Source organism: Duganella sp. BJB1802 (genome assembly GCF_013369445.1).
Taxonomy (GTDB): Bacteria; Pseudomonadota; Gammaproteobacteria; order Burkholderiales; family Burkholderiaceae_D; genus Rugamonas; species Rugamonas vulcania_A.
This window is the reverse complement of record NZ_JABWEF010000019.1, coordinates 23613-40173: the sequence shown is the minus strand read 5'-3', so window position 1 is coordinate 40173 and position 16561 is coordinate 23613. Positions and strand designations below refer to the sequence as shown.

The following is a 16561-nucleotide window of genomic DNA, read 5'->3' as shown; positions in this document are numbered from 1 at the left end:
ACGTACACAACAGCCCCGGCGCCGCACGAAGCCGTTACAATAGTCCGCATGAACAAAGCATTTGTCAAAGAGTCGGACCAGGACGACGACGAGGAAGCCGCCGCGCTGGCGCTGGCGATTCCGGCCGGGTCGAAGAATTACATCCGGCCGGAAGGCTACCAGCGCATCAAGGACGAGCTGTTGCAGCTGATCGACGTCGACCGGCCGGAGGTGGTGCGCATCGTGCACTGGGCCGCGTCCAACGGCGACCGCTCGGAAAACGGCGACTACATTTACGGCAAGCGGCGGCTGCGCGAGATCGACCGCCGCATCCGCTTTCTGACCAAGCGCATGGATTCGGCCGCCATTGTCGACCCCAGCGTGCACCATGGCAGCGACCAGGTGTTCTTCGGCGCCACCGTCACCTATTGCAACCAGCACGATGAGACGCGCACCATCACCATCGTCGGCATCGACGAGCTCGACCCGCTGAACGGCAAGATCAGCTGGGTGGCGCCGGTGGCGCGCGCGCTGACCAAGGCGCGCGAGGGGGACGTCATCACCTTCCAGGCGCCGCACGGCGTGGAGGAGCTGGAGATTCTTGAGGTGAGCTATCCGGCCCCGGCTGCCGACTAAAGCCCGCCGGCTGGCCTGGGCAGGATTGTGCCTGCTGGCGCTGGCGGGCTGGCAGGATCCGGCGCTGGCGCTGGATCGTTACATCATCGACCTGAATTCCAGCAAGACAGAGTTCAACAACAGCCACGTCCTGCGCCTGTTGACGGCGGCGCTGGAGGCCTCGCGTCCCAAGTACGGCGAGTATGAGGTGAAGATCTCGACGTTGCGCGTGCAGCGCGACCGGCTGATGGTGGAGATGCGGAAAGGGCAGGCCGTCAACCTGAGCGCGCAGGTGACGTCGACCGAGTGGGAGCGCGAGCTGATCCCGGTGCGTATCCCGGTGGACAAGGGATTGTCGGGCTATCGCATCTCGCTGATCGACGGCCGCGAGCAGGAGGCGTTTTCAAAGGCGCGCACCCTGGCGCAGCTGAAGGCGATGAGCCTGGGCGCGGGGCGGCAGTGGAGTTCGACGGCGGTGTTTGCGCAGGCTGGTTTCGACGTGGTTGGCGGCGCGACGACGGCGGGGCTGCACCGGATGCTGGCGGCGCACCGGTTCCAGCATTTCCCGCGTGCGATCGACGAGGCGCTGTACGAGCGCGAGGAATACGCGCCGGCGTTTCCGCAACTGGCGGTGGAGCGCAGCCTGGTGATCTATATGCCGCTGCCACGCTACTTCTTCATCGGTGGACAGCCGAGGCTGGCGCGAAGGCTGGAGTACGGGCTGCAACTGCTGATCGCCGACGGCCGTTTCGACCAGATCTTCCATGAATTCTATGACGGCTTGATTGAAAAAGCGGCGCTGCGCAAGCGCCGCCTGTTCCGGCTGGACAATCCGCTGCTATCCCCGCAGACGCCGCTGGCCAACAAGGCCTATTGGTACGATCCGTACAAATAAATTGGAATCAAGCAAATTGGGGTCAGATACCGTCTTGAATGGCAAGCCCTTTCGATAAGTAATTAGGATCGAAAGGCTTGTCATTGTGTATCACCCCATAAATCAGGTGAGCCAGTTTGTGCATGACTGCGCCGATCACGGCTTTCTGTGCCATGCCAGTCGCAGCAAGCCGCTCGGCGAATTGGCGCAGGATGGGGTTATGACGGCGCGCCACCAGGCTAGGCATATACAGCGCAGCGCGCAATGATGTATTGCCTGTTCGACTGATGGTCGTTCGTCCCCTCCTTGAGCTTCCGGAGCTGCGTTGCTTGGGCGTTACGCCAAGGAAGGCGGCAGAAGGCTTTCGCACTAAAAGCGGCGGATATCGCCCAAACTCCCCAATACAGCAGCCCGCCGTGGTCATCCCTACGCCGGGGATTGTATTGAGCAACTCCGCATCGATGCTTCAGGCAGGATGGCGATCGATGTGATCGTCGATGTCGCTTTCAAGCTTCTCAATTTCTGCGCTGAGCCAGGTGATATGCTGCCGCACGTGCTGCACCACCTCTCGTCCATTCCACCGATGGCTAACGCCTCCAGCCGGTTCTCTTCCTGCTGGATATCCTTCAAGGCTTGAACGCGCTGTGTCCGCCCTTGCCCGCAACTGGCGCTGCTCCAGCGGCGGCGGACTCAGGGCGCAGGCCGCGACCGCTGCGCAGTAGCGAGCGATCAGGCCGGCGTCCGATGGCATCGTTCTTGTTGCGGGCTCATTCTCGCTGTGGCCAAAGCCTTTGATGCAGGCCGGATTCTCCACGCTCACCATCAGGCCGGCCTGGTGCAACGCAAGCGCCACCGGCTCGGAATACACCCCGGTCGCCTCCATGCAAACGTGCAAGGCCGATAACGGCGCAGGATTTGCCCAGCCAATCGAGCAGCGCTCGGTGACCTTCGATGCGGGATTTTTCCAGCACCTTGGTCTTGGTTTCCGTTGACCAGCAATTGCAATATCTAATTTTCTCTTACCCCAACATCAATACCTACTGCTGCGTATATCGCATCCATTTTTGACCTTCCTCGTATGCAGGCTTACGCATTGACGCGATGGCCCAGATACCCAATTCGGACTTATCAAATGAAACGAGCAGAAGCACCTATCGGCCCGTGCTCCACATGGCACTAAGTCTGATCAGCGTCACTCCCGCCCGGCCACTTACTTCGTTATTATCCGATGGAGATGCGGTACGCTCAATGTCACGAAGTGTGACATTTGGACACGAGCTGTGCCGTAGCGGCCGCTACGGCACAGCTCGTGGTCAAATCAGGCGACCCAATTTGGTAAACGCAAAAGGGCAGGCGCGATGCCTGCCCTTGTTGTGCTGCGCGACGCGGCTTAGCTGCGCTCGCGCAGGATGCGGTTGACGCCGGCCACGCGGCGCACGTTGCGCAGCAGGCCCGCCAGGTGCACTCGGTCCTTCACCTGGATCGTGAAGCGCAGCTGATGCAGCACGTGTTCCTTGTCCTCATCCATGCCGACGTACGTGATGTTGGCGTCCGACTCGCCGATCTCGGCCGCCACGCGCGCCAGGATGCCCTTCTCGTTGTTGATCAGCAGCTTGATGCGGCTGTCGAAACGGCGGTTCAGTTCCGTGCCCCACTTGACCGCGATCCAGCGGTCCGGCTCCTTGATCTTCTGACGCTTGGCCAGCGTGCAGTCGCCGGTGTGCACCAGCAGCCCCTGGTCGCGCCGCAGCTGGCCGATGATGGAGTCGCCCGGGATCGGCAAACAGCACGGCGCCAGCTGCACCGACACGCCCTCGCTGCCGCAGATGGTCACCGGATCGAGCTCGGCCGCGCTGTTGTGGTCGACCGGCGCGCTGGCCGATTCGCCGCCCCGCAGGCCGAAGATGTGGCGCGCCACCAGCGCCGCCATGCGCTTGCCGATGCCGATGTCGGCATACAGCTCGTCCAAAGACTTGGCGCTCGATTCGTTCAGCAGCCGCTCCACCAGATGCTCTTCCAGCTCCGGGTTGATGCCCAGCGAGGTCAGCGCGTGCGACAGCAGCTGCTCGCCCAGGGTGATCGATTCCGGCAGGTTGATGGTGCGCAGGTGGTGGCGGATCGCCGAGCGCGCCTTGCCGGTGCGGACGAACGACAGCCACGTCGGACTCGGCCGCGAGTTGGCGTCGGTGACGATCTCGACGATGTCGCCGTTGCGCAGCTCGGTGCGCAGCGAGGCCGGCTCGTTGTTGATGTTGACCGATACCGTGTGGTCGCCGATGCCGGTGTGGATCGAGTACGCGAAGTCGATCGGCGTGGCGCCGCGCGGCAGCGCGATGATCTTGGACTTGGGCGTGAACACGTACACCGAATCGGGGAACAGGTCGACCTTGACGTGTTCGAGGAATTCGGCCGAGTCGCCGGTCTGCTGCTGGATGTCGAGCAGCGACTGCAGCCACGCGTGGGTGCGCTGCTGCATGTCCGACATGTTGGCGTCGCCGTTCTTGTACAGCCAGTGCGCGGCCACGCCCGACTCGGCGGTGCGGTGCATCTCCTGGGTGCGGATCTGGAACTCCACCGGCGTGCCGTACGGGCCGATCAGCGTGGTGTGCAGCGACTGGTAGCCGTTGAGCTTGCGGATCGCGATATAGTCCTTGAACTTGCCCGGCATCGGCTTGTACAGCGAGTGCAAGGTGCCCAGCGCCACGTAGCAGTTGGGGAAGCTGTCGACCACCACGCGGAAGCCGTACACGTCAAGCACCTGCGAGAACGACAGGTGCTTGCTGCGCATTTTTTTATAGATACCGTACAGCGTCTTCTCGCGGCCGTAGACCTCGGCCTCGATGTTGGCCATGGCCAGCGTGTTCTTGACCGATTCGAGGATCTTCTTGACCACCTCGCGCCGGTTGCCGCGCGCCGCCTTCACCGCCTTGGCCAGCGTGCGGTAGCGCAGCGGGTACAGGTGCGAGAACGACAAATCCTGCAGCTCGCGGTAGATGTTGTTCAGGCCGAGGCGGTGCGCGATCGGCACGTACACTTCCATGGTCTCGCTGGAGATGCGCGCCTTCTTGGCCGGCGCCATCACCTCCATCGTGCGCATGTTGTGCAGGCGGTCGGCCAGCTTGATCAGGATGACGCGCACGTCCGACGCCATCGCCAGCAGCATCTTGCGGAAGTTCTCGGCCTGCGCCTCGATCTGGCTCTGGAACTCGATCTTCTCCAGCTTGGACAGGCCATCCACCAGGTTGGCCACCGGCGCGCCGAAGCGTTCGATCAGCTCTTCCTTCTTGACGTCCTGGTCCTCCATCACGTCGTGCAGCAGCGCGGCCATGATGGCCTGGGCGTCGAGCTTCCAGTCGGCGCAGATCTCGGCCACGGCGATCGGATGCGAGATGTAGGGCTCGCCCGACTTGCGCACCTGGCCCAGGTGCATTTCATCCGAGAAGCGGTAGGCTTCCTTGACCTTTTTCAGGTCGGCGGCGTTCATGTACTCGGCCAGTTTTTCGGTCAGATGCGTGACGGAGGCGACGCCGGCGGTCAGGGTGGGCGTGGCCAGGGGCGACGAAGAAATCACAGGCGGGATGGGAGCTGGTGCGGATGAGGCGAGGGTGGCGGTGCTATCCCCTGCGTCGGCTCCTGACGTGGCCGCAGCCGGCGCAGGGGCCGGCTGGTTCGCCCTGGCGGGCATGCCACTCAATGTCGGATCGGCAGGGATCAGATTCATACGTTCGCGTTCCGTCTCGATGAGAATGTGGGATAAGGATATCCCATACTACTGCTAAACCGCACCATTCACATTGTTCGGGAACGCCGGGCCCAACTTACATTGGGACCTTTTTCAACATTTCCAGACCGACTTTGCCGGCGGCGATTTCGCGCAGCGCGACGACGGTCGGCTTGTCCTTGGCTTCGACCTTGGGGGTGTGGCCTTGCAGCAGTTGACGGGCGCGATAGGTCGCGGCCAGGGTCAGCTGGAAACGGTTAGGGATAGTTTTCAAACAATCTTCAATAGTAATGCGGGCCATCTTAACTCCTAAAATCTTGTGTATTTATTCAGCGTGGATACCCAGTTGGGCAAATAGCGAGGCGTTGCGCGCCGCTTGTTGCGCAAACCGGCAACGGGCCGCTCTGACAATCGCCGTCAGTTCCGACAGGGCGACTGCAAATTCTTCGTTGATGATAGCATACTCGAACTCGGGAGCGTGGGCGATTTCGCCGCCCGCCGCCAGCAGCCGGCGCGTGATCACATGCGGTGCGTCGGTGGCGCGTTTCTTCAGGCGTTCCTCGAGCGCGTCGATCGACGGCGGCAGGATGAAAATGCCGGCCGCCTGCGGGAATTGCTTCTTCACCTGGCGCGCGCCTTGCCAGTCGATTTCCAGCAGGATGTCGGTGCCGGTCTTCATCTGTTGTTCGACCATGATGCGCGAGGTGCCGTAGTAATTGCCGTGCACTTCGGCCCACTCCAGGAACTCGCCGGCGTCGGCGCGCTGGACGAAATCCTCGGCGGTGGTGAAGTAGTATTCCTTGCCGTGGGTCTCGCCCGGACGCGGCGCGCGGGTGGTGGTGGATATCGACAGCTTGATGGTCGGTTCCTGCGCCAGCAGCGCGTTGACCAGCGTGGACTTGCCGGCGCCCGAAGGCGCGACCACCATGAACAGGCTGCCTGCGAATGAGTTGGTTGCGCTCATGTCTCTCTTTCGAAAACGTCAACGGGCGCACAACTTCGTCGCCCAAAGACGTATTTTACCAAGAGCAAGCATGGGCAGCCAATTTACAGCAGTGTCAGCAGATGCAGCGCGGCGGCGGGCGCGCGTTCCTTGGCGCCGTTGATGAAGTAGACGTAGGCGTCGCCGGACTTGGCGCCTTGCTGCCATTGGTGCGCTTGCTCGGCCCACTGTTTCAGCGCGGGCTTGGTGTAGCCGGTTTCGATGTCGCTCTGCGCGTTCATCAAACGCGCGTAGACGAACTCGCCGGTGACCTCGCTGACGTTGGGATACTTGGGCGAGTCGGTGATGACGGTGGCGATCTTGTGCTTGCGCGCCAGCTTGTAATAGTCGTCGCACAGGAAGCTGGGGTGGCGGGCGTCGAGCACGTGGCGCAGCTTGCGCGTGCCCAGCTTGGCCGGCAGTAGTTTGAAGAACGCTTGCAGGTCGTCGGGGTCGAACTGCTTGGTGGCGGCCAGCTGCCACAGGATGGGGCCGAGCTTGGCGCCCAGTTCGTCCAGGCCGCTGTTGATGAAACGCTCGATCGATTCGCCGGCCTCGGCCAGCACCTTGCGGTTGGTGGCGAAGCGGTTGGCCTTGACCGAGAACACGAAGTCGTCCGGCGTTTGCGCGGCCCACGAGGCGAAGTGCTCGGGCTTGGCGGTGCGGTAGAAGGTGCCGTTGATTTCGATGCTGGTCACTTGCCGGCTGGCGTATTCCAGCGCCTTTTTCTGCGGCGTGCCTTTGGGATAAAACGTTTCGCGCCACGGGGCGAAATCCCAGCCGCCTATGCCTACCCAGATCTGTGCCATGCAGCGCTCCTTGCCGGTCGATGGGGCGATGATAGCGGGATTTTTTGGCGGATGCACTTGCCGTTTTTTCAATCGTCCCCAGCTTGGATTTTCTCATCAAACACAGGAGTCCCCATGCAAGAACTGATCGTCGTCGCCACCCTGACCGCCAAGCCGGGCCACGAGGCCGTGCTCAAGGCCGCGCTGGAGCGCGTCGTGCCGCCGAGCCGCGCCGAAGCGGGCTGCATCCGCTACGACCTGCATTTCGACCTGGAGCACCCGGGCCGCTTCGTCGTGCTCGAGGCCTGGCGCGGCGCCGAGGCGCATGCGCTCCACGAAACCACGCCGCATTTCCTGGAGCTGATCAAGGCCGTCGATGGCTTGGTGGACGTGCAGGTTCTCAAGCTGAACCAGCTAATGTAGCCATGGGTTCAGTAACCTCACGCCGGTGGTCTGGTAATCTCCGACGTTGCGTGTCACCACGACCATGTCATGCACGAGGGCGGTGGCAGCGATGAACGCATCCGCCCAGGGGCGTGTCTGGGGAATATGTAGCACTGCTGCGCGCTGGGCGACCGCAGTGTCGACAGGCAGAATGCGCCCGGAAAACGAGCTAAGTACGTGACCGTCCAGCCATTTGCGCAGAACATCGCTGCCGGTGGCATTGCGACGTTTGAGCTGCAATACGCCGATTTCCAATTCATGTATGGTTATGGCCGACAAATACAGGACCCTGGGCTCCGCGCTTGTAGCCCACTGCTGGACATTGCCATTGGCCTTGCCGAGCGCCACTTTCCTGAGCTCGGACACCACATTGGTATCGAGAATAAACATCAGGAGAAGTCGGCTGGACGCACGGTTTCAGAGGAGCGCTGCGGATCGAAGTCGATATCCGCCATGTCTGGCATCCACAGCATCTCGACGATATTGAGTTTGCCGCTGATGAGACGTTCATAGTCCGCGATACTTAGCAGGATGTGCGAGGGGCCGTTCTCGCCGAAAATGACGAACGGTTCATGCTCAGCCTTTTTCTGCGCTTGCGCTAAGGATAGCTCGCTTGTCTTGCCGGGTAAGGTCGCAGTCGTCATGATGCCCTCCTGGAGCCAAGGTACTCCTTTCGGGGTACTGTCGCAAGCAAGCTGGGCACTGACGGAAAAGGGAGCCTCGGCTCCCTTGATGTGTCGCTTATTCCAGGTTCTGCACCTGCTCGCGCATCTGTTCGATGAGCAGCTTGAGTTCCATCGAGGCGTCGGCCAGTTCCTTGACCGAGGCCTTGGCGCCCAGCGTGTTGGCTTCGCGGTTCAGTTCCTGCATCATGAAGTCCAGCCGCTTGCCGACCTGGCCGCCTTTTTTCAGGATGTGGCGCGTCTCGGTCAGGTGCGCAGACAGCCGGCCCAGCTCCTCGGCCACGTCGATGCGGATGCCGTACAGGATCACCTCCTGGCGGATGCGCTCGAGCGCGTCCTGGCGCGACAGCGCCGAATTCGAGCCCTGGCAGGCCAAGCCCAGCGCGTCCTGCATGCGCTCGACCGCCTTCTGCTGGAACGCCGACACCACCTGCGGGATCAGCGGCGTGATGCGCTTGACGATCACCTCCATCGCCTCGATGCGCGAGGTCAGCATCGTCTCCAGCGCCGCGCCTTCGCGCTGGCGGCTGTGGACGAAGGCCTGCACCGTGCGCGCGGTCAGCGCGGCGACGTCGGCCTGCAGCGATTCCTGGCCGATCTGGGCTTCCTCGATCACGCCCGGCCAGCGCAGCAGCTCGGCCACCGACATGGTGGGCGCGGCCGGGAAATGGCCGCTCACCTCGGCTTGCAAGCGTTGTAATTCGGTCAAAAGCGGCAGGTTCAGCGCCTGCGAACCGGTGGTCGCGGCCTTGCGGCCGAAACTGAGGCGCAATTCCACCTTGCCGCGCGTGATGGCCGCCATGATCGCCGAGCGCAAATCGGGTTCAAGCGCTCGCAAATCGTCGTTTATTCGAAACTGAAGGTCTAGAAATCGCGAGTTGACGCTCTTGATTTCGATAGTCAGTGTTCCCGCCGCACTTTCACTGGTGGCGACGGCGTAGCCCGTCATACTGGAAATGCTCAATGGATGTCCCCGATTTAATCTTTACAAAACAGTGATTTATCCACACAATCCGGTTGTTGAGGCGAGGAATCCTATGGCTGCACAAAACAACGCCCCGTTACCAGATGGTCTGGAAATTGCTGGATATCGCATTGTAAAGAAAATTGCGTCCGGTGGGTTCAGTATTGTTTATCTGGCGTACGACGGCGACGGCGTGGCGGTGGCGATCAAGGAGTATTTGCCCAGTTCCCTGGCGCTGCGGCAGGAGGGCGAACTGGTGCCGACCATCTCCAAGGCGCATCTGCCCGTGTTCCGCATCGGCCTCAAGTGTTTTTTCGAGGAGGGACGGGCGTTGGCGCGCATCTCCCATCCGAATGTTGTAAGCGTGCTCAACTTCTTCCGCGCCAACGACACCGTCTACATGGTGATGGCCTACGAATCGGGCCATTCGCTGCAGGAGCACATCCAGCGCCAGCGCGCCAAGGGCAGCAAGGTGGGCGAGGCCTTCATCCGCACCATCTTCCTGCAGGTGCTCAAGGGCCTGCGCGAGGTGCACGCCAACAAGCTGCTGCACCTGGACCTGAAGCCGGCCAACATCTACCTGCGCACCGACGGCACGCCGATGTTGTTGGACTTCGGCGCCGCCCGCCAGACCGTCAACAACGACCTGCCGACCTTGACGCCGATGTACACCCCCGGCTTCGCCCCGCCCGAGCTGTACGCCAAGGCCGGCGGCCTGGGGCCGTGGTCGGACGTGTACAGCATCGGCGCCTCGATGTTCGCCTGCATGGCCGGCGCGCCGCCGCAGCCGGCCGACCAGCGCAAGACCGGGGACAAGATGGCCGGCCACTTCGACAAGCTGGAGGGCCAGTACACGCCGGAACTGGTCAAGATGGTGCGCTGGTGCCTGGCGCTGGATCCGCTGGAGCGCCCGCAAAGCCTGTTCGCGCTGCAGAAGGTGCTGCAGGCGGCGCCGGCCGCGCCGGCCGCTCCGCCCCCGCCGCTGGGCGTGCTGGACCGGCTGGGCGCCGGCTGGCGCGGGCTGGTCGGCCGGCTGGGCGGGCAGGGCCAGTCCAAGCCCCAGGCCAAGGCCGGGCCCGACACGCTGATCTAACCGACAACGACAAGAGGCCGCACCATGCAATTCTCCGTGTACCAGGAAAGTCACATCGGCGGCCGCAAGGTCAACCAGGACCGCATGGGCTACAGCTTCACCCGCGACGCCTTGCTGCTGGTGCTGGCCGACGGCATGGGCGGCCACCTGCGCGGCGAGATCGCCGCCACCGTGGCGCTGCAGACCGTGTCGGCGCTGTTCCAGCAGCAGGCCGCGCCCTACGTGAAAAAGCCGCAGCGCTTCCTGGAGGAGGCCTTCCTGGCGGCTCACCACGACATCCACCGCTACCGCCACGAGCACAATCTGCCGGAGACGCCGCGCACCACCATCGTCGCCTGCCTGATCCAGCACAACACCGCCACCTGGGCGCACTGCGGCGATTCGCGCCTGTACTGGATGCGCGACGGCCAGATCCTGGCGCGCACGCGCGACCACTCGCACGTGGAAAGCCTGATCGCCAAGGGCCTGGCGCAGCCGTCCGAGCGCGCCACCCATCCCGACCGCAACAAGCTGTACAACTGCCTGGGCGCCGACAGCCTGCCGAAGGTGGAGATCTCGGGCGGCGCCGGCATGCTGCCGGGCGACCTGATGCTGTTGTGCTCGGACGGTTTGTGGTCTATGCTGCCGGACGACGAGCTGGTGCGGCGCCTGCGCAGCCAGACCGTGGTGCGGGCCGTGCCCGACCTGCTGCAGGCGGCGCTGGGCGCGGCCGGCAGCGCCAGCGACAACGTCACCGCGCTGGCCATCATGTGGCAGGGCAGCTCCATGATCGACAGCATGGGCGCCAGCACGCTGGCCGCGGCCGAGCTGTCGACCGTGATCTCGACCGAAGCCCTGCCGCAGGACCTGCACAGCACCACGATCAACAGCGCCCCGGTGCCGGAGCAGGCCGCCGCGCCGGCCACGGAAGCGGACGCCTTCGACGACGATGAAATCGAGAAGGCCATCGCCGAGATCCGCGGCGCCATCGAAAAATCCTCCCAAGTCCTCAAATAAGGAATACTGTTTATGTCATTTGAATCCCGTCCGAGCGGCCGCGCCGTCGATGCGCTGCGCACCCTGCGCCTGACCCGCAACTACACCAAGCACGCCGAGGGCTCGGTGCTGATCGAGTGCGGCGACACCAAGGTGATCTGCACCGCCAGCATCGAGGAGAAGGTGCCCGGCTTCCTGAAGGGCAAAGGCCAGGGCTGGATGACCGCCGAATACGGCATGCTGCCGCGCTCGACCCACACCCGCATGGACCGCGAGGCCGCGCGCGGCAAGCAGTCCGGCCGCACGCAGGAGATCCAGCGCCTGATCGGCCGCTCGCTGCGCGCCGCGTTCGACCTGGAGGCGTTCGGCGAGCGCACCCTCAACCTCGACTGCGATGTGATCCAGGCCGACGGCGGCACCCGCACCGCGTCCATCACCGGCGCCATGGTGGCGGCGTACGACGCGTTCTCCAAGCTGGTCGAGCGCGGCGTGCTGCCGTCGGTCCCGGTGAAGAACTTCGTGGCGGCGATCTCGGTCGGCGTCTACCAGGGCATGCCGGTGCTGGACCTGGACTACGTCGAGGATTCCGGCTGCGACACCGACATGAACGTGGTGATGAACGACGCCGGCCACTTCATCGAGGTGCAGGGCACGGCCGAAGGCGCGGCCTTCGACCGCGCCGGCATGAACCGCCTGCTGGACCTGGCGCAGGGCGGCATCGCCGACCTGGTCAAGCTGCAGAAGCAGGCGCTGGGCCTGGCCGCCTGATCCGCAACGGCCGGCCGAAATACAGCCCTCGGACGCCGCGCCGGTTGTAGAATGGACGGATGAAAAAATGGATGTCGCTCCTGCTGGTGTGCATCGCGTTTTCGATGTGGCCGGCCCAAGCCAAAGACCTCAACGTCGTCTTCATTCCGAAGGCGCGCGACCAGGACTTCTGGACCTTCATGCGGCAAGGGGTGGAGCGGGCCATGCAGGAGGACGGGCATGTCAGCCTGACTTGGCGCGGCCCGGCCCATAACGACGACATCGATTCGCAGATCCAGATCCTGCGCATCTACTCCAGGCCGGAGGTCGACGCCATCATCATCGCCTCGACCGACCGCGCGCGGCTGGTCGAGCCGGTCAGGCAGGCGGCCGCCATGGGGATCAAGGTGGTCGTGGTCGATTCGGCGGTGGACGGCAACGCGCAGGCCAACTTCGTCACCACCGACAATTACGCCGCCGGCGCGCGGGCCGCCGAACGCCTGGCCAAGCTGCTGGACCGGCAGGGCACGGTGGCGGTGCTGCGCACCATTCCCGGCAGCGGCTCGACCGACGACCGCGCCAACGGCTTCATCGACCACCTGAGGAAGAACGCGCCGCGCGTGGCCATCGTCGCCGACGAGTACGGCGGCGGCACGCGGGGCAAGGCCGCCCGTGGCGCGGCAACGTTGTTGGAAAAGTATCCGCAAGTGGACGGCATCTTCGCCGTCAACGAATCGACCAGCGACGGCATGCTGCGCGCGCTGCGGCTCACCGGCCTGGCCGGCAAGAAGAAATTCATCGGCTTCGACACCACCGAGTTCCTGCTGGACGGCTTGCGGCGCCAGGAAATCCACGGCCTGGTGGTGCAGGACCCGCGCCAGATGGGCTACCAGGCCATGAAGGCCGCGCTGGCCGCAGCCAAGGGCGCGCCCATCAAGCCCGCGCTGATCCTGACGGACGCCGTCATGGTCACGCAGGAGAACTACCTGAAGCCGGAGATCCGCTCGCTGCTGACCCCATAGCGGGAGCCGCGCGCGCAAAAGGATTACAATGCCGGCTTCCCCCATCGTCACACCAGATTATCCATGACCCAACGCCTGATCCTCGCCTCCAACAACGCCGGCAAGCTGAAAGAATTCAACGAGCTGCTGTCGACGGTTGGTTTTTCCGTGCACGCCCAGGGCGAGTACGACGTCCCGGAAGCGGACGAGCCGTTCCACACCTTCGTGGAAAACGCGCTGCAAAAGGCCCGCCACGCCTCGCGCCTGACCGGGCTGCCGGCGCTGGCCGACGATTCCGGCGTCTGCGTCAACGCGCTGGGCGGCGCGCCCGGCGTGTACTCGGCGCGCTACGCCGGCGAGCCGAAATCGGACGCGCGCAACAACGAGAAGATGATCGCCGACCTGGCCGCGCACGCCGACAAGTCCGCTTACTACTACTGCGTGCTGGTGTTCGTGCGCCACGCCGACGATCCGCAACCGGTGATCGCCGACGGCCGCTGGAACGGCGAGATGATCGCCACCCCGCGCGGCAACGGCGGCTTCGGCTACGATCCGCATTTCTACATTCCGGCGCTGGGCAAATGCGCCGCAGAGTTGACGGCCGATGAAAAGAACGCCCTGTCGCACCGCGGCCAGGCCCTGCGCGCGCTGGTAGAGAAGCTCAAATGATCCCGATTAAAATCGTCGGCGCCGCCAGCAAGGCGGCCAAGCCGGCCACCGACATCAGCGAGGCCGCCGGCGTCGCCGCCAAGTACCTGCAGGCCGGCTCGCTGAACCTGCAGGCGTTGCCGCCGCTGTCGCTGTACATCCACTTCCCGTGGTGCGTGAAGAAGTGCCCCTACTGCGACTTCAACTCGCACGAGGCCAAGGACGGCCACACTTTCCCGGAACAGGAATACCTGGACGCGCTGCGCACCGACCTGGAGATGGCGCTGCCGTTGATCTGGGGCCGCAAGATTTATACGATCTTCATCGGCGGCGGCACGCCCAGCCTGATGTCGGCGGCGGGGCTGGACCGGCTGCTGTCGGACGTGCGAACCCTGCTGCCTCTGGACAGCGACTGCGAGATCACGATGGAGGCCAATCCCGGCACCTTCGAGGCCGAGAAGTTCAAGTCCTACCGCGCCAGCGGCATCAACCGCCTGTCGATCGGCATCCAGAGCTTCGACGAGCGCCACCTGAAGGCGCTGGGCCGCATCCACGACGGCGGCGAGGCCAAGCGCGCGGTGGAGATCGCGCTGGCCAACTTCGACAACTTCAACCTCGACCTGATGTACGCGCTGCCGTCGCAGACGCTGGACGAGGCGCGCCTCGACGTCGAGACGGCGATGGCCTTCAATCCGCCGCACCTGTCGCTGTACCACCTGACGATGGAGCCGAACACGCTGTTCGCCAAGTACCCGCCGGCGCTGCCGGACGACGACGCCAGCGCCGACATGCAGGACATGATCGCCGAGCTGACCGCCGCCAACGGCTACGGCCAGTACGAGGTGTCGGCCTACGCGAAGGAGGGCCGGCGCGCGCGCCACAACCTGAACTACTGGGAATTCGGCGACTACCTGGGCATCGGCGCGGGCGCGCACTCCAAGCTGTCGTTCCCGCACCGCATCCTGCGCCAGGCCCGCTACAAGCAGCCCAAGGCCTACATGGAGCAGGTGCGGCTGGGCGCGCCGGTGCAGGAGGAGTACGAGATCAAGCGGGAGGACATGGGCTTCGAGTTCATGCTCAACACGCTGCGCCTGCATGGCGGCTTCGATCCCAACCTGTTCGCCGAGCGCACCGGCCTGAGCCTGAACGCGATCGAGAAGCAGCTCAACGCGGCCGAAGCCAAGGGCCTGCTGTACCGCGACCACAAGCTGATCAAGCCGACCGAACTGGGCCAGCGCTTCCTCAACGATCTGCAGGAGATGTTCCTGACCAGCTGACGGCCGGTCCTAGAACTCTTCCCAGTCGCTGTCGCCGCCGACGCTGGCGGATTTTTTCGCGGCCAGCTTGACCGGCGCCGGCCTGGCCGGCGGCGCCACTTTGCGCAGCGGCTGTATGGCGGCCCGCACGGCGGACGCCGGGACGGCTGCGCGGACGGCGGCCCGCGCGGGGGCCTGGGCCGGGCGCGCCGGCACCGGCATCGCTTGCGCCACCTCGTCGCCCAGCTTGAACGACGCGGCCACGTCGGCCAGCCGCGCCGCCTGTTCCTGCATGCTGGCCGCCGCGGCGGCGGCCTGTTCCACCAGCGCCGCGTTCTGCTGCGTCACCTGGTCCATCTGCGTGATGGCGGTGTTGACCTGGTCGATGCCGATGCTCTGTTCGCTGCTGGCCGAGGTGATCTCGCCCATGATGTCGGTCACGCGGCGCACGCTGGACACCACGTCGTCCATGGTGCTGCCGGCCTGCTGCACCAGCCTGGCGCCGATGTCGACCTGCTCGACCGAATTGCCGATCAACTCCTTGATCTCCTTGGCCGCCGCCGCGCTGCGCTGCGCCAGGTTGCGCACCTCCGAGGCCACCACCGCGAAGCCGCGTCCCTGCTCGCCGGCGCGGGCCGCCTCCACGGCGGCGTTGAGCGCCAGGATATTGGTCTGGAAAGCGATGCCGTCGATCACGCCGATGATGTCGACGATCTTCTTGGCCGAGGCGTCGATCGAGCCCATGGTATCGACCACCTGGCCGACGATGGTGCCGCCGCGCTCGGCCACGTCCGACGCGGCCTGGGCCAGCTGGTTGGCCTGCCTGGCGTTCTCCGCGTTCTGCCGCACGGTCGAGGTCAGCTCCTCCATCGACGACGCGGTTTCCTCCAGCGAGCTGGCCTGTTCCTCGGTGCGCTGGGACAGGTCCATATTGCCGGCGGCGATCTCATTGGACGCGGTGGCGATGGTGCTGGTGCCGCTCTGCACCTGGCTGACCACGTTGTGCAGCGCGTCGTTCATGCCCTTGAGCGCGGTCATCAGCTCGCCGATCTCGCAGCCGCTGGTCTCGGTGTCGAAGCGGGTGGTCAGGTCGCCGTTGGCCACGGTGGCGGCGATCGCCACCGCCGACTTGAGCGGCACGGTGATCGAGCGCGAGATCACCCACGCCGCCAGCGAGCCGATCGCCACCATCAGCACCGCCAGCACCATCAGCAGCATGTTGCTGCGGTCGTTGGCGGCGTCGATCGCGTGGGCGGTGTCGTCGATGGCCTTGCGCTGCAAGGTCAGCAGCGCCTGGACCTTGTTCTGGTAGGCCGTGGCCGATGGCATGAAGACGTCCTTGTACAGTCTTTCAGCCTCCCCGGCGTTGCCGGCCTTCTTGGCGTTCATGATGTCGGTCTTGGCCTTCTGGTAGGTGGCGCGCAGGGCGCCGGAGGACTCGAACACGGCCTTTTCCTCGTCGCTGACCATCAGCTCCTTGAGTTTGGCGATCAGTTCGCCGCCTTTCTTGGTGCTGTCGGAGATGACGTCGGCAAAGGTGGTTGACAGGGTGTCGTCGCTGCTGCGGGCGATCAGCGCGGTGCGCGCCACGGCCGAGTAGATCAGCACGTACCAGTCGGAGGCCAGGCGTTCCTTGGCCAGCGGCTGCTCCATCATGTGGCGGGTGGCGGCGGCGTTGACGTGGGCGTTGTACAAGGCCACCGAGGTGGCGCCGATGGCGAGCAGCAGGACAATGGCGAAGCCGGCGGCGAGCCGGGTGCCGATGCGCAGATGGGTCAGAAAATTCATGAT

General features: G+C 64.4%; 19 protein-coding genes and 1 pseudogene. 9 read left to right on the top strand and 11 right to left on the bottom strand.

Features of this window, described 5'->3' with window-relative positions; translation table 11 throughout:
• The first annotated feature begins 48 nt into the window (after window positions 1-48).
• Window positions 49-615, top strand: a complete 567-nt coding sequence (greB, locus tag HUX88_RS25255; RefSeq protein WP_008451309.1) for a transcription elongation factor GreB — start codon at window positions 49-51, stop codon at window positions 613-615.
• Between the two features lie 25 nt (window positions 616-640).
• Window positions 641-1489 (top strand): hypothetical protein, encoded by an 849-nt coding sequence (locus HUX88_RS25250; protein WP_229213031.1) that lies wholly within the window; start codon window positions 641-643, stop codon window positions 1487-1489.
• Window positions 1490-1511: 22 nt separating this feature from the next.
• Here the strand turns inward: HUX88_RS25250 and HUX88_RS32720 are convergent, their stop codons facing one another.
• The 7 genes and pseudogenes from HUX88_RS32720 to HUX88_RS25225 form a co-directional block, all read right to left on the bottom strand.
• Window positions 1512-1715: a hypothetical protein gene (locus HUX88_RS32720; RefSeq protein ID WP_229219514.1), complete on the bottom strand. Its 204-nt coding sequence runs from the start codon at window positions 1713-1715 to the stop codon at window positions 1512-1514.
• 12 nt (window positions 1716-1727) lie between these two features.
• Window positions 1728-1892: pseudogene (locus tag HUX88_RS32715) on the bottom strand (transposase); the annotation flags it as partial.
• 42 nt (window positions 1893-1934) lie between these two features.
• Window positions 1935-2351, bottom strand: a complete 417-nt coding sequence (locus HUX88_RS32710) for a hypothetical protein (protein WP_229219545.1) — start codon at window positions 2349-2351, stop codon at window positions 1935-1937.
• A 507-nt stretch (window positions 2352-2858) separates the two neighbouring features.
• Complete coding sequence (locus HUX88_RS25240) at window positions 2859-5189, bottom strand: bifunctional (p)ppGpp synthetase/guanosine-3',5'-bis(diphosphate) 3'-pyrophosphohydrolase (protein WP_176363579.1); 2331 nt, start codon at window positions 5187-5189, stop codon at window positions 2859-2861.
• Window positions 5190-5286: 97 nt separating this feature from the next.
• On the bottom strand, window positions 5287-5490 hold the full coding sequence (rpoZ, locus tag HUX88_RS25235; protein WP_008451304.1) for a DNA-directed RNA polymerase subunit omega: 204 nt from the start codon (window positions 5488-5490) through the stop codon (window positions 5287-5289).
• Window positions 5491-5514: 24 nt separating this feature from the next.
• Window positions 5515-6153, bottom strand: coding sequence for a guanylate kinase (gene gmk / locus HUX88_RS25230; protein WP_161099348.1), 639 nt, complete (start codon window positions 6151-6153; stop codon window positions 5515-5517).
• 83 nt (window positions 6154-6236) lie between these two features.
• A complete protein-coding gene (locus tag HUX88_RS25225; protein ID WP_176363578.1) occupies window positions 6237-6980 on the bottom strand; it encodes a DUF72 domain-containing protein in 744 nt (247 codons plus the stop codon).
• Window positions 6981-7094: 114 nt separating this feature from the next.
• Here HUX88_RS25225 and HUX88_RS25220 point away from each other — a divergent pair, with 114 nt between their 5' ends.
• Window positions 7095-7382, top strand: a complete 288-nt coding sequence (locus HUX88_RS25220; RefSeq protein ID WP_176363577.1) for a putative quinol monooxygenase — start codon at window positions 7095-7097, stop codon at window positions 7380-7382.
• On the opposite strand, the gene HUX88_RS25215 is transcribed toward HUX88_RS25220, so the two are convergent.
• The 3 genes from HUX88_RS25215 to HUX88_RS25205 all read right to left on the bottom strand — a co-directional run bounded on the left by HUX88_RS25215 (window position 7374) and on the right by HUX88_RS25205 (window position 9035).
• Window positions 7374-7796 carry a type II toxin-antitoxin system VapC family toxin gene (locus HUX88_RS25215; protein ID WP_117011602.1) on the bottom strand — a complete coding sequence of 141 codons (423 nt, stop codon included), beginning with the start codon at window positions 7794-7796 and terminating at the stop codon, window positions 7374-7376. The genes HUX88_RS25220 and HUX88_RS25215 overlap by 9 nt on opposite strands.
• Window positions 7793-8047 (bottom strand): type II toxin-antitoxin system Phd/YefM family antitoxin, encoded by a 255-nt coding sequence (locus tag HUX88_RS25210; RefSeq protein ID WP_117011600.1) that lies wholly within the window; start codon window positions 8045-8047, stop codon window positions 7793-7795. The genes HUX88_RS25215 and HUX88_RS25210 overlap by 4 nt, the downstream gene beginning before the upstream one ends.
• A 97-nt stretch (window positions 8048-8144) precedes the next feature.
• On the bottom strand, window positions 8145-9035 hold the full coding sequence (locus HUX88_RS25205; RefSeq protein ID WP_117011598.1) for a YicC/YloC family endoribonuclease: 891 nt from the start codon (window positions 9033-9035) through the stop codon (window positions 8145-8147).
• Between the two features lie 88 nt (window positions 9036-9123).
• On the opposite strand from HUX88_RS25205, the gene HUX88_RS25200 reads away from it, so the two are divergent.
• The 6 genes from HUX88_RS25200 to hemW all read left to right on the top strand — a co-directional run bounded on the left by HUX88_RS25200 (window position 9124) and on the right by hemW (window position 14791).
• Window positions 9124-10143: a serine/threonine-protein kinase gene (locus HUX88_RS25200; RefSeq protein WP_176363575.1), complete on the top strand. Its 1020-nt coding sequence runs from the start codon at window positions 9124-9126 to the stop codon at window positions 10141-10143.
• Between the two features lie 24 nt (window positions 10144-10167).
• Window positions 10168-11139 (top strand): PP2C family serine/threonine-protein phosphatase, encoded by a 972-nt coding sequence (locus HUX88_RS25195; protein WP_176363574.1) that lies wholly within the window; start codon window positions 10168-10170, stop codon window positions 11137-11139.
• A 12-nt stretch (window positions 11140-11151) separates the two neighbouring features.
• Entirely contained in the window at window positions 11152-11886 is a 735-nt protein-coding gene (rph, locus tag HUX88_RS25190) for a ribonuclease PH (protein ID WP_176363573.1), read from the top strand.
• 59 nt (window positions 11887-11945) lie between these two features.
• Window positions 11946-12887: a substrate-binding domain-containing protein gene (locus tag HUX88_RS25185; protein ID WP_117011592.1), complete on the top strand. Its 942-nt coding sequence runs from the start codon at window positions 11946-11948 to the stop codon at window positions 12885-12887.
• Window positions 12888-12950: 63 nt separating this feature from the next.
• Window positions 12951-13535 carry an RdgB/HAM1 family non-canonical purine NTP pyrophosphatase gene (rdgB, locus tag HUX88_RS25180; protein ID WP_176363572.1) on the top strand — a complete coding sequence of 195 codons (585 nt, stop codon included), beginning with the start codon at window positions 12951-12953 and terminating at the stop codon, window positions 13533-13535.
• Window positions 13532-14791 carry a radical SAM family heme chaperone HemW gene (hemW, locus tag HUX88_RS25175; protein ID WP_117011590.1) on the top strand — a complete coding sequence of 420 codons (1260 nt, stop codon included), beginning with the start codon at window positions 13532-13534 and terminating at the stop codon, window positions 14789-14791. The genes rdgB and hemW overlap by 4 nt, the downstream gene beginning before the upstream one ends.
• A 9-nt stretch (window positions 14792-14800) precedes the next feature.
• On the opposite strand, the gene HUX88_RS25170 is transcribed toward hemW, so the two are convergent.
• The gene (locus HUX88_RS25170) at window positions 14801-16558 is read right to left on the bottom strand and encodes a methyl-accepting chemotaxis protein (protein WP_176363571.1); all 1758 of its coding nucleotides are present in this window, start codon (window positions 16556-16558) and stop codon (window positions 14801-14803) included.
• Window positions 16559-16561: the final 3 nt, after the last annotated feature.

Bases quoted from the DNA above. Each gene is read 5' to 3' on its own strand.
- HUX88_RS32710 (WP_229219545.1), bottom strand. From the start codon at position 2,351: ATGGAGGCGACCGGGGTGTATTCCGAGCCGGTGGCGCTTGCGTTGCAC.
- HUX88_RS25170 (WP_176363571.1), bottom strand. From the start codon at position 16,558: ATGAATTTTCTGACCCATCTGCGCATCGGCACCCGGCTCGCCGCCGGC.
- rph (WP_176363573.1), top strand. From the start codon at position 11,152: ATGTCATTTGAATCCCGTCCGAGCGGCCGCGCCGTCGATGCGCTGCGC.
- rpoZ (WP_008451304.1), bottom strand. From the start codon at position 5,490: ATGGCCCGCATTACTATTGAAGATTGTTTGAAAACTATCCCTAACCGT.
- HUX88_RS25220 (WP_176363577.1), top strand. From the start codon at position 7,095: ATGCAAGAACTGATCGTCGTCGCCACCCTGACCGCCAAGCCGGGCCAC.
- HUX88_RS25210 (WP_117011600.1), bottom strand. From the start codon at position 8,047: ATGACGACTGCGACCTTACCCGGCAAGACAAGCGAGCTATCCTTAGCG.
- HUX88_RS25195 (WP_176363574.1), top strand. From the start codon at position 10,168: ATGCAATTCTCCGTGTACCAGGAAAGTCACATCGGCGGCCGCAAGGTC.
- gmk (WP_161099348.1), bottom strand. From the start codon at position 6,153: ATGAGCGCAACCAACTCATTCGCAGGCAGCCTGTTCATGGTGGTCGCG.
- greB (WP_008451309.1), top strand. From the start codon at position 49: ATGAACAAAGCATTTGTCAAAGAGTCGGACCAGGACGACGACGAGGAA.
- HUX88_RS25205 (WP_117011598.1), bottom strand. From the start codon at position 9,035: ATGACGGGCTACGCCGTCGCCACCAGTGAAAGTGCGGCGGGAACACTG.
- hemW (WP_117011590.1), top strand. From the start codon at position 13,532: ATGATCCCGATTAAAATCGTCGGCGCCGCCAGCAAGGCGGCCAAGCCG.
- HUX88_RS25240 (WP_176363579.1), bottom strand. From the start codon at position 5,189: ATGAATCTGATCCCTGCCGATCCGACATTGAGTGGCATGCCCGCCAGG.
- HUX88_RS25225 (WP_176363578.1), bottom strand. From the start codon at position 6,980: ATGGCACAGATCTGGGTAGGCATAGGCGGCTGGGATTTCGCCCCGTGG.
- HUX88_RS32720 (WP_229219514.1), bottom strand. From the start codon at position 1,715: ATGCCTAGCCTGGTGGCGCGCCGTCATAACCCCATCCTGCGCCAATTC.
- rdgB (WP_176363572.1), top strand. From the start codon at position 12,951: ATGACCCAACGCCTGATCCTCGCCTCCAACAACGCCGGCAAGCTGAAA.
- HUX88_RS25200 (WP_176363575.1), top strand. From the start codon at position 9,124: ATGGCTGCACAAAACAACGCCCCGTTACCAGATGGTCTGGAAATTGCT.
- HUX88_RS25185 (WP_117011592.1), top strand. From the start codon at position 11,946: ATGAAAAAATGGATGTCGCTCCTGCTGGTGTGCATCGCGTTTTCGATG.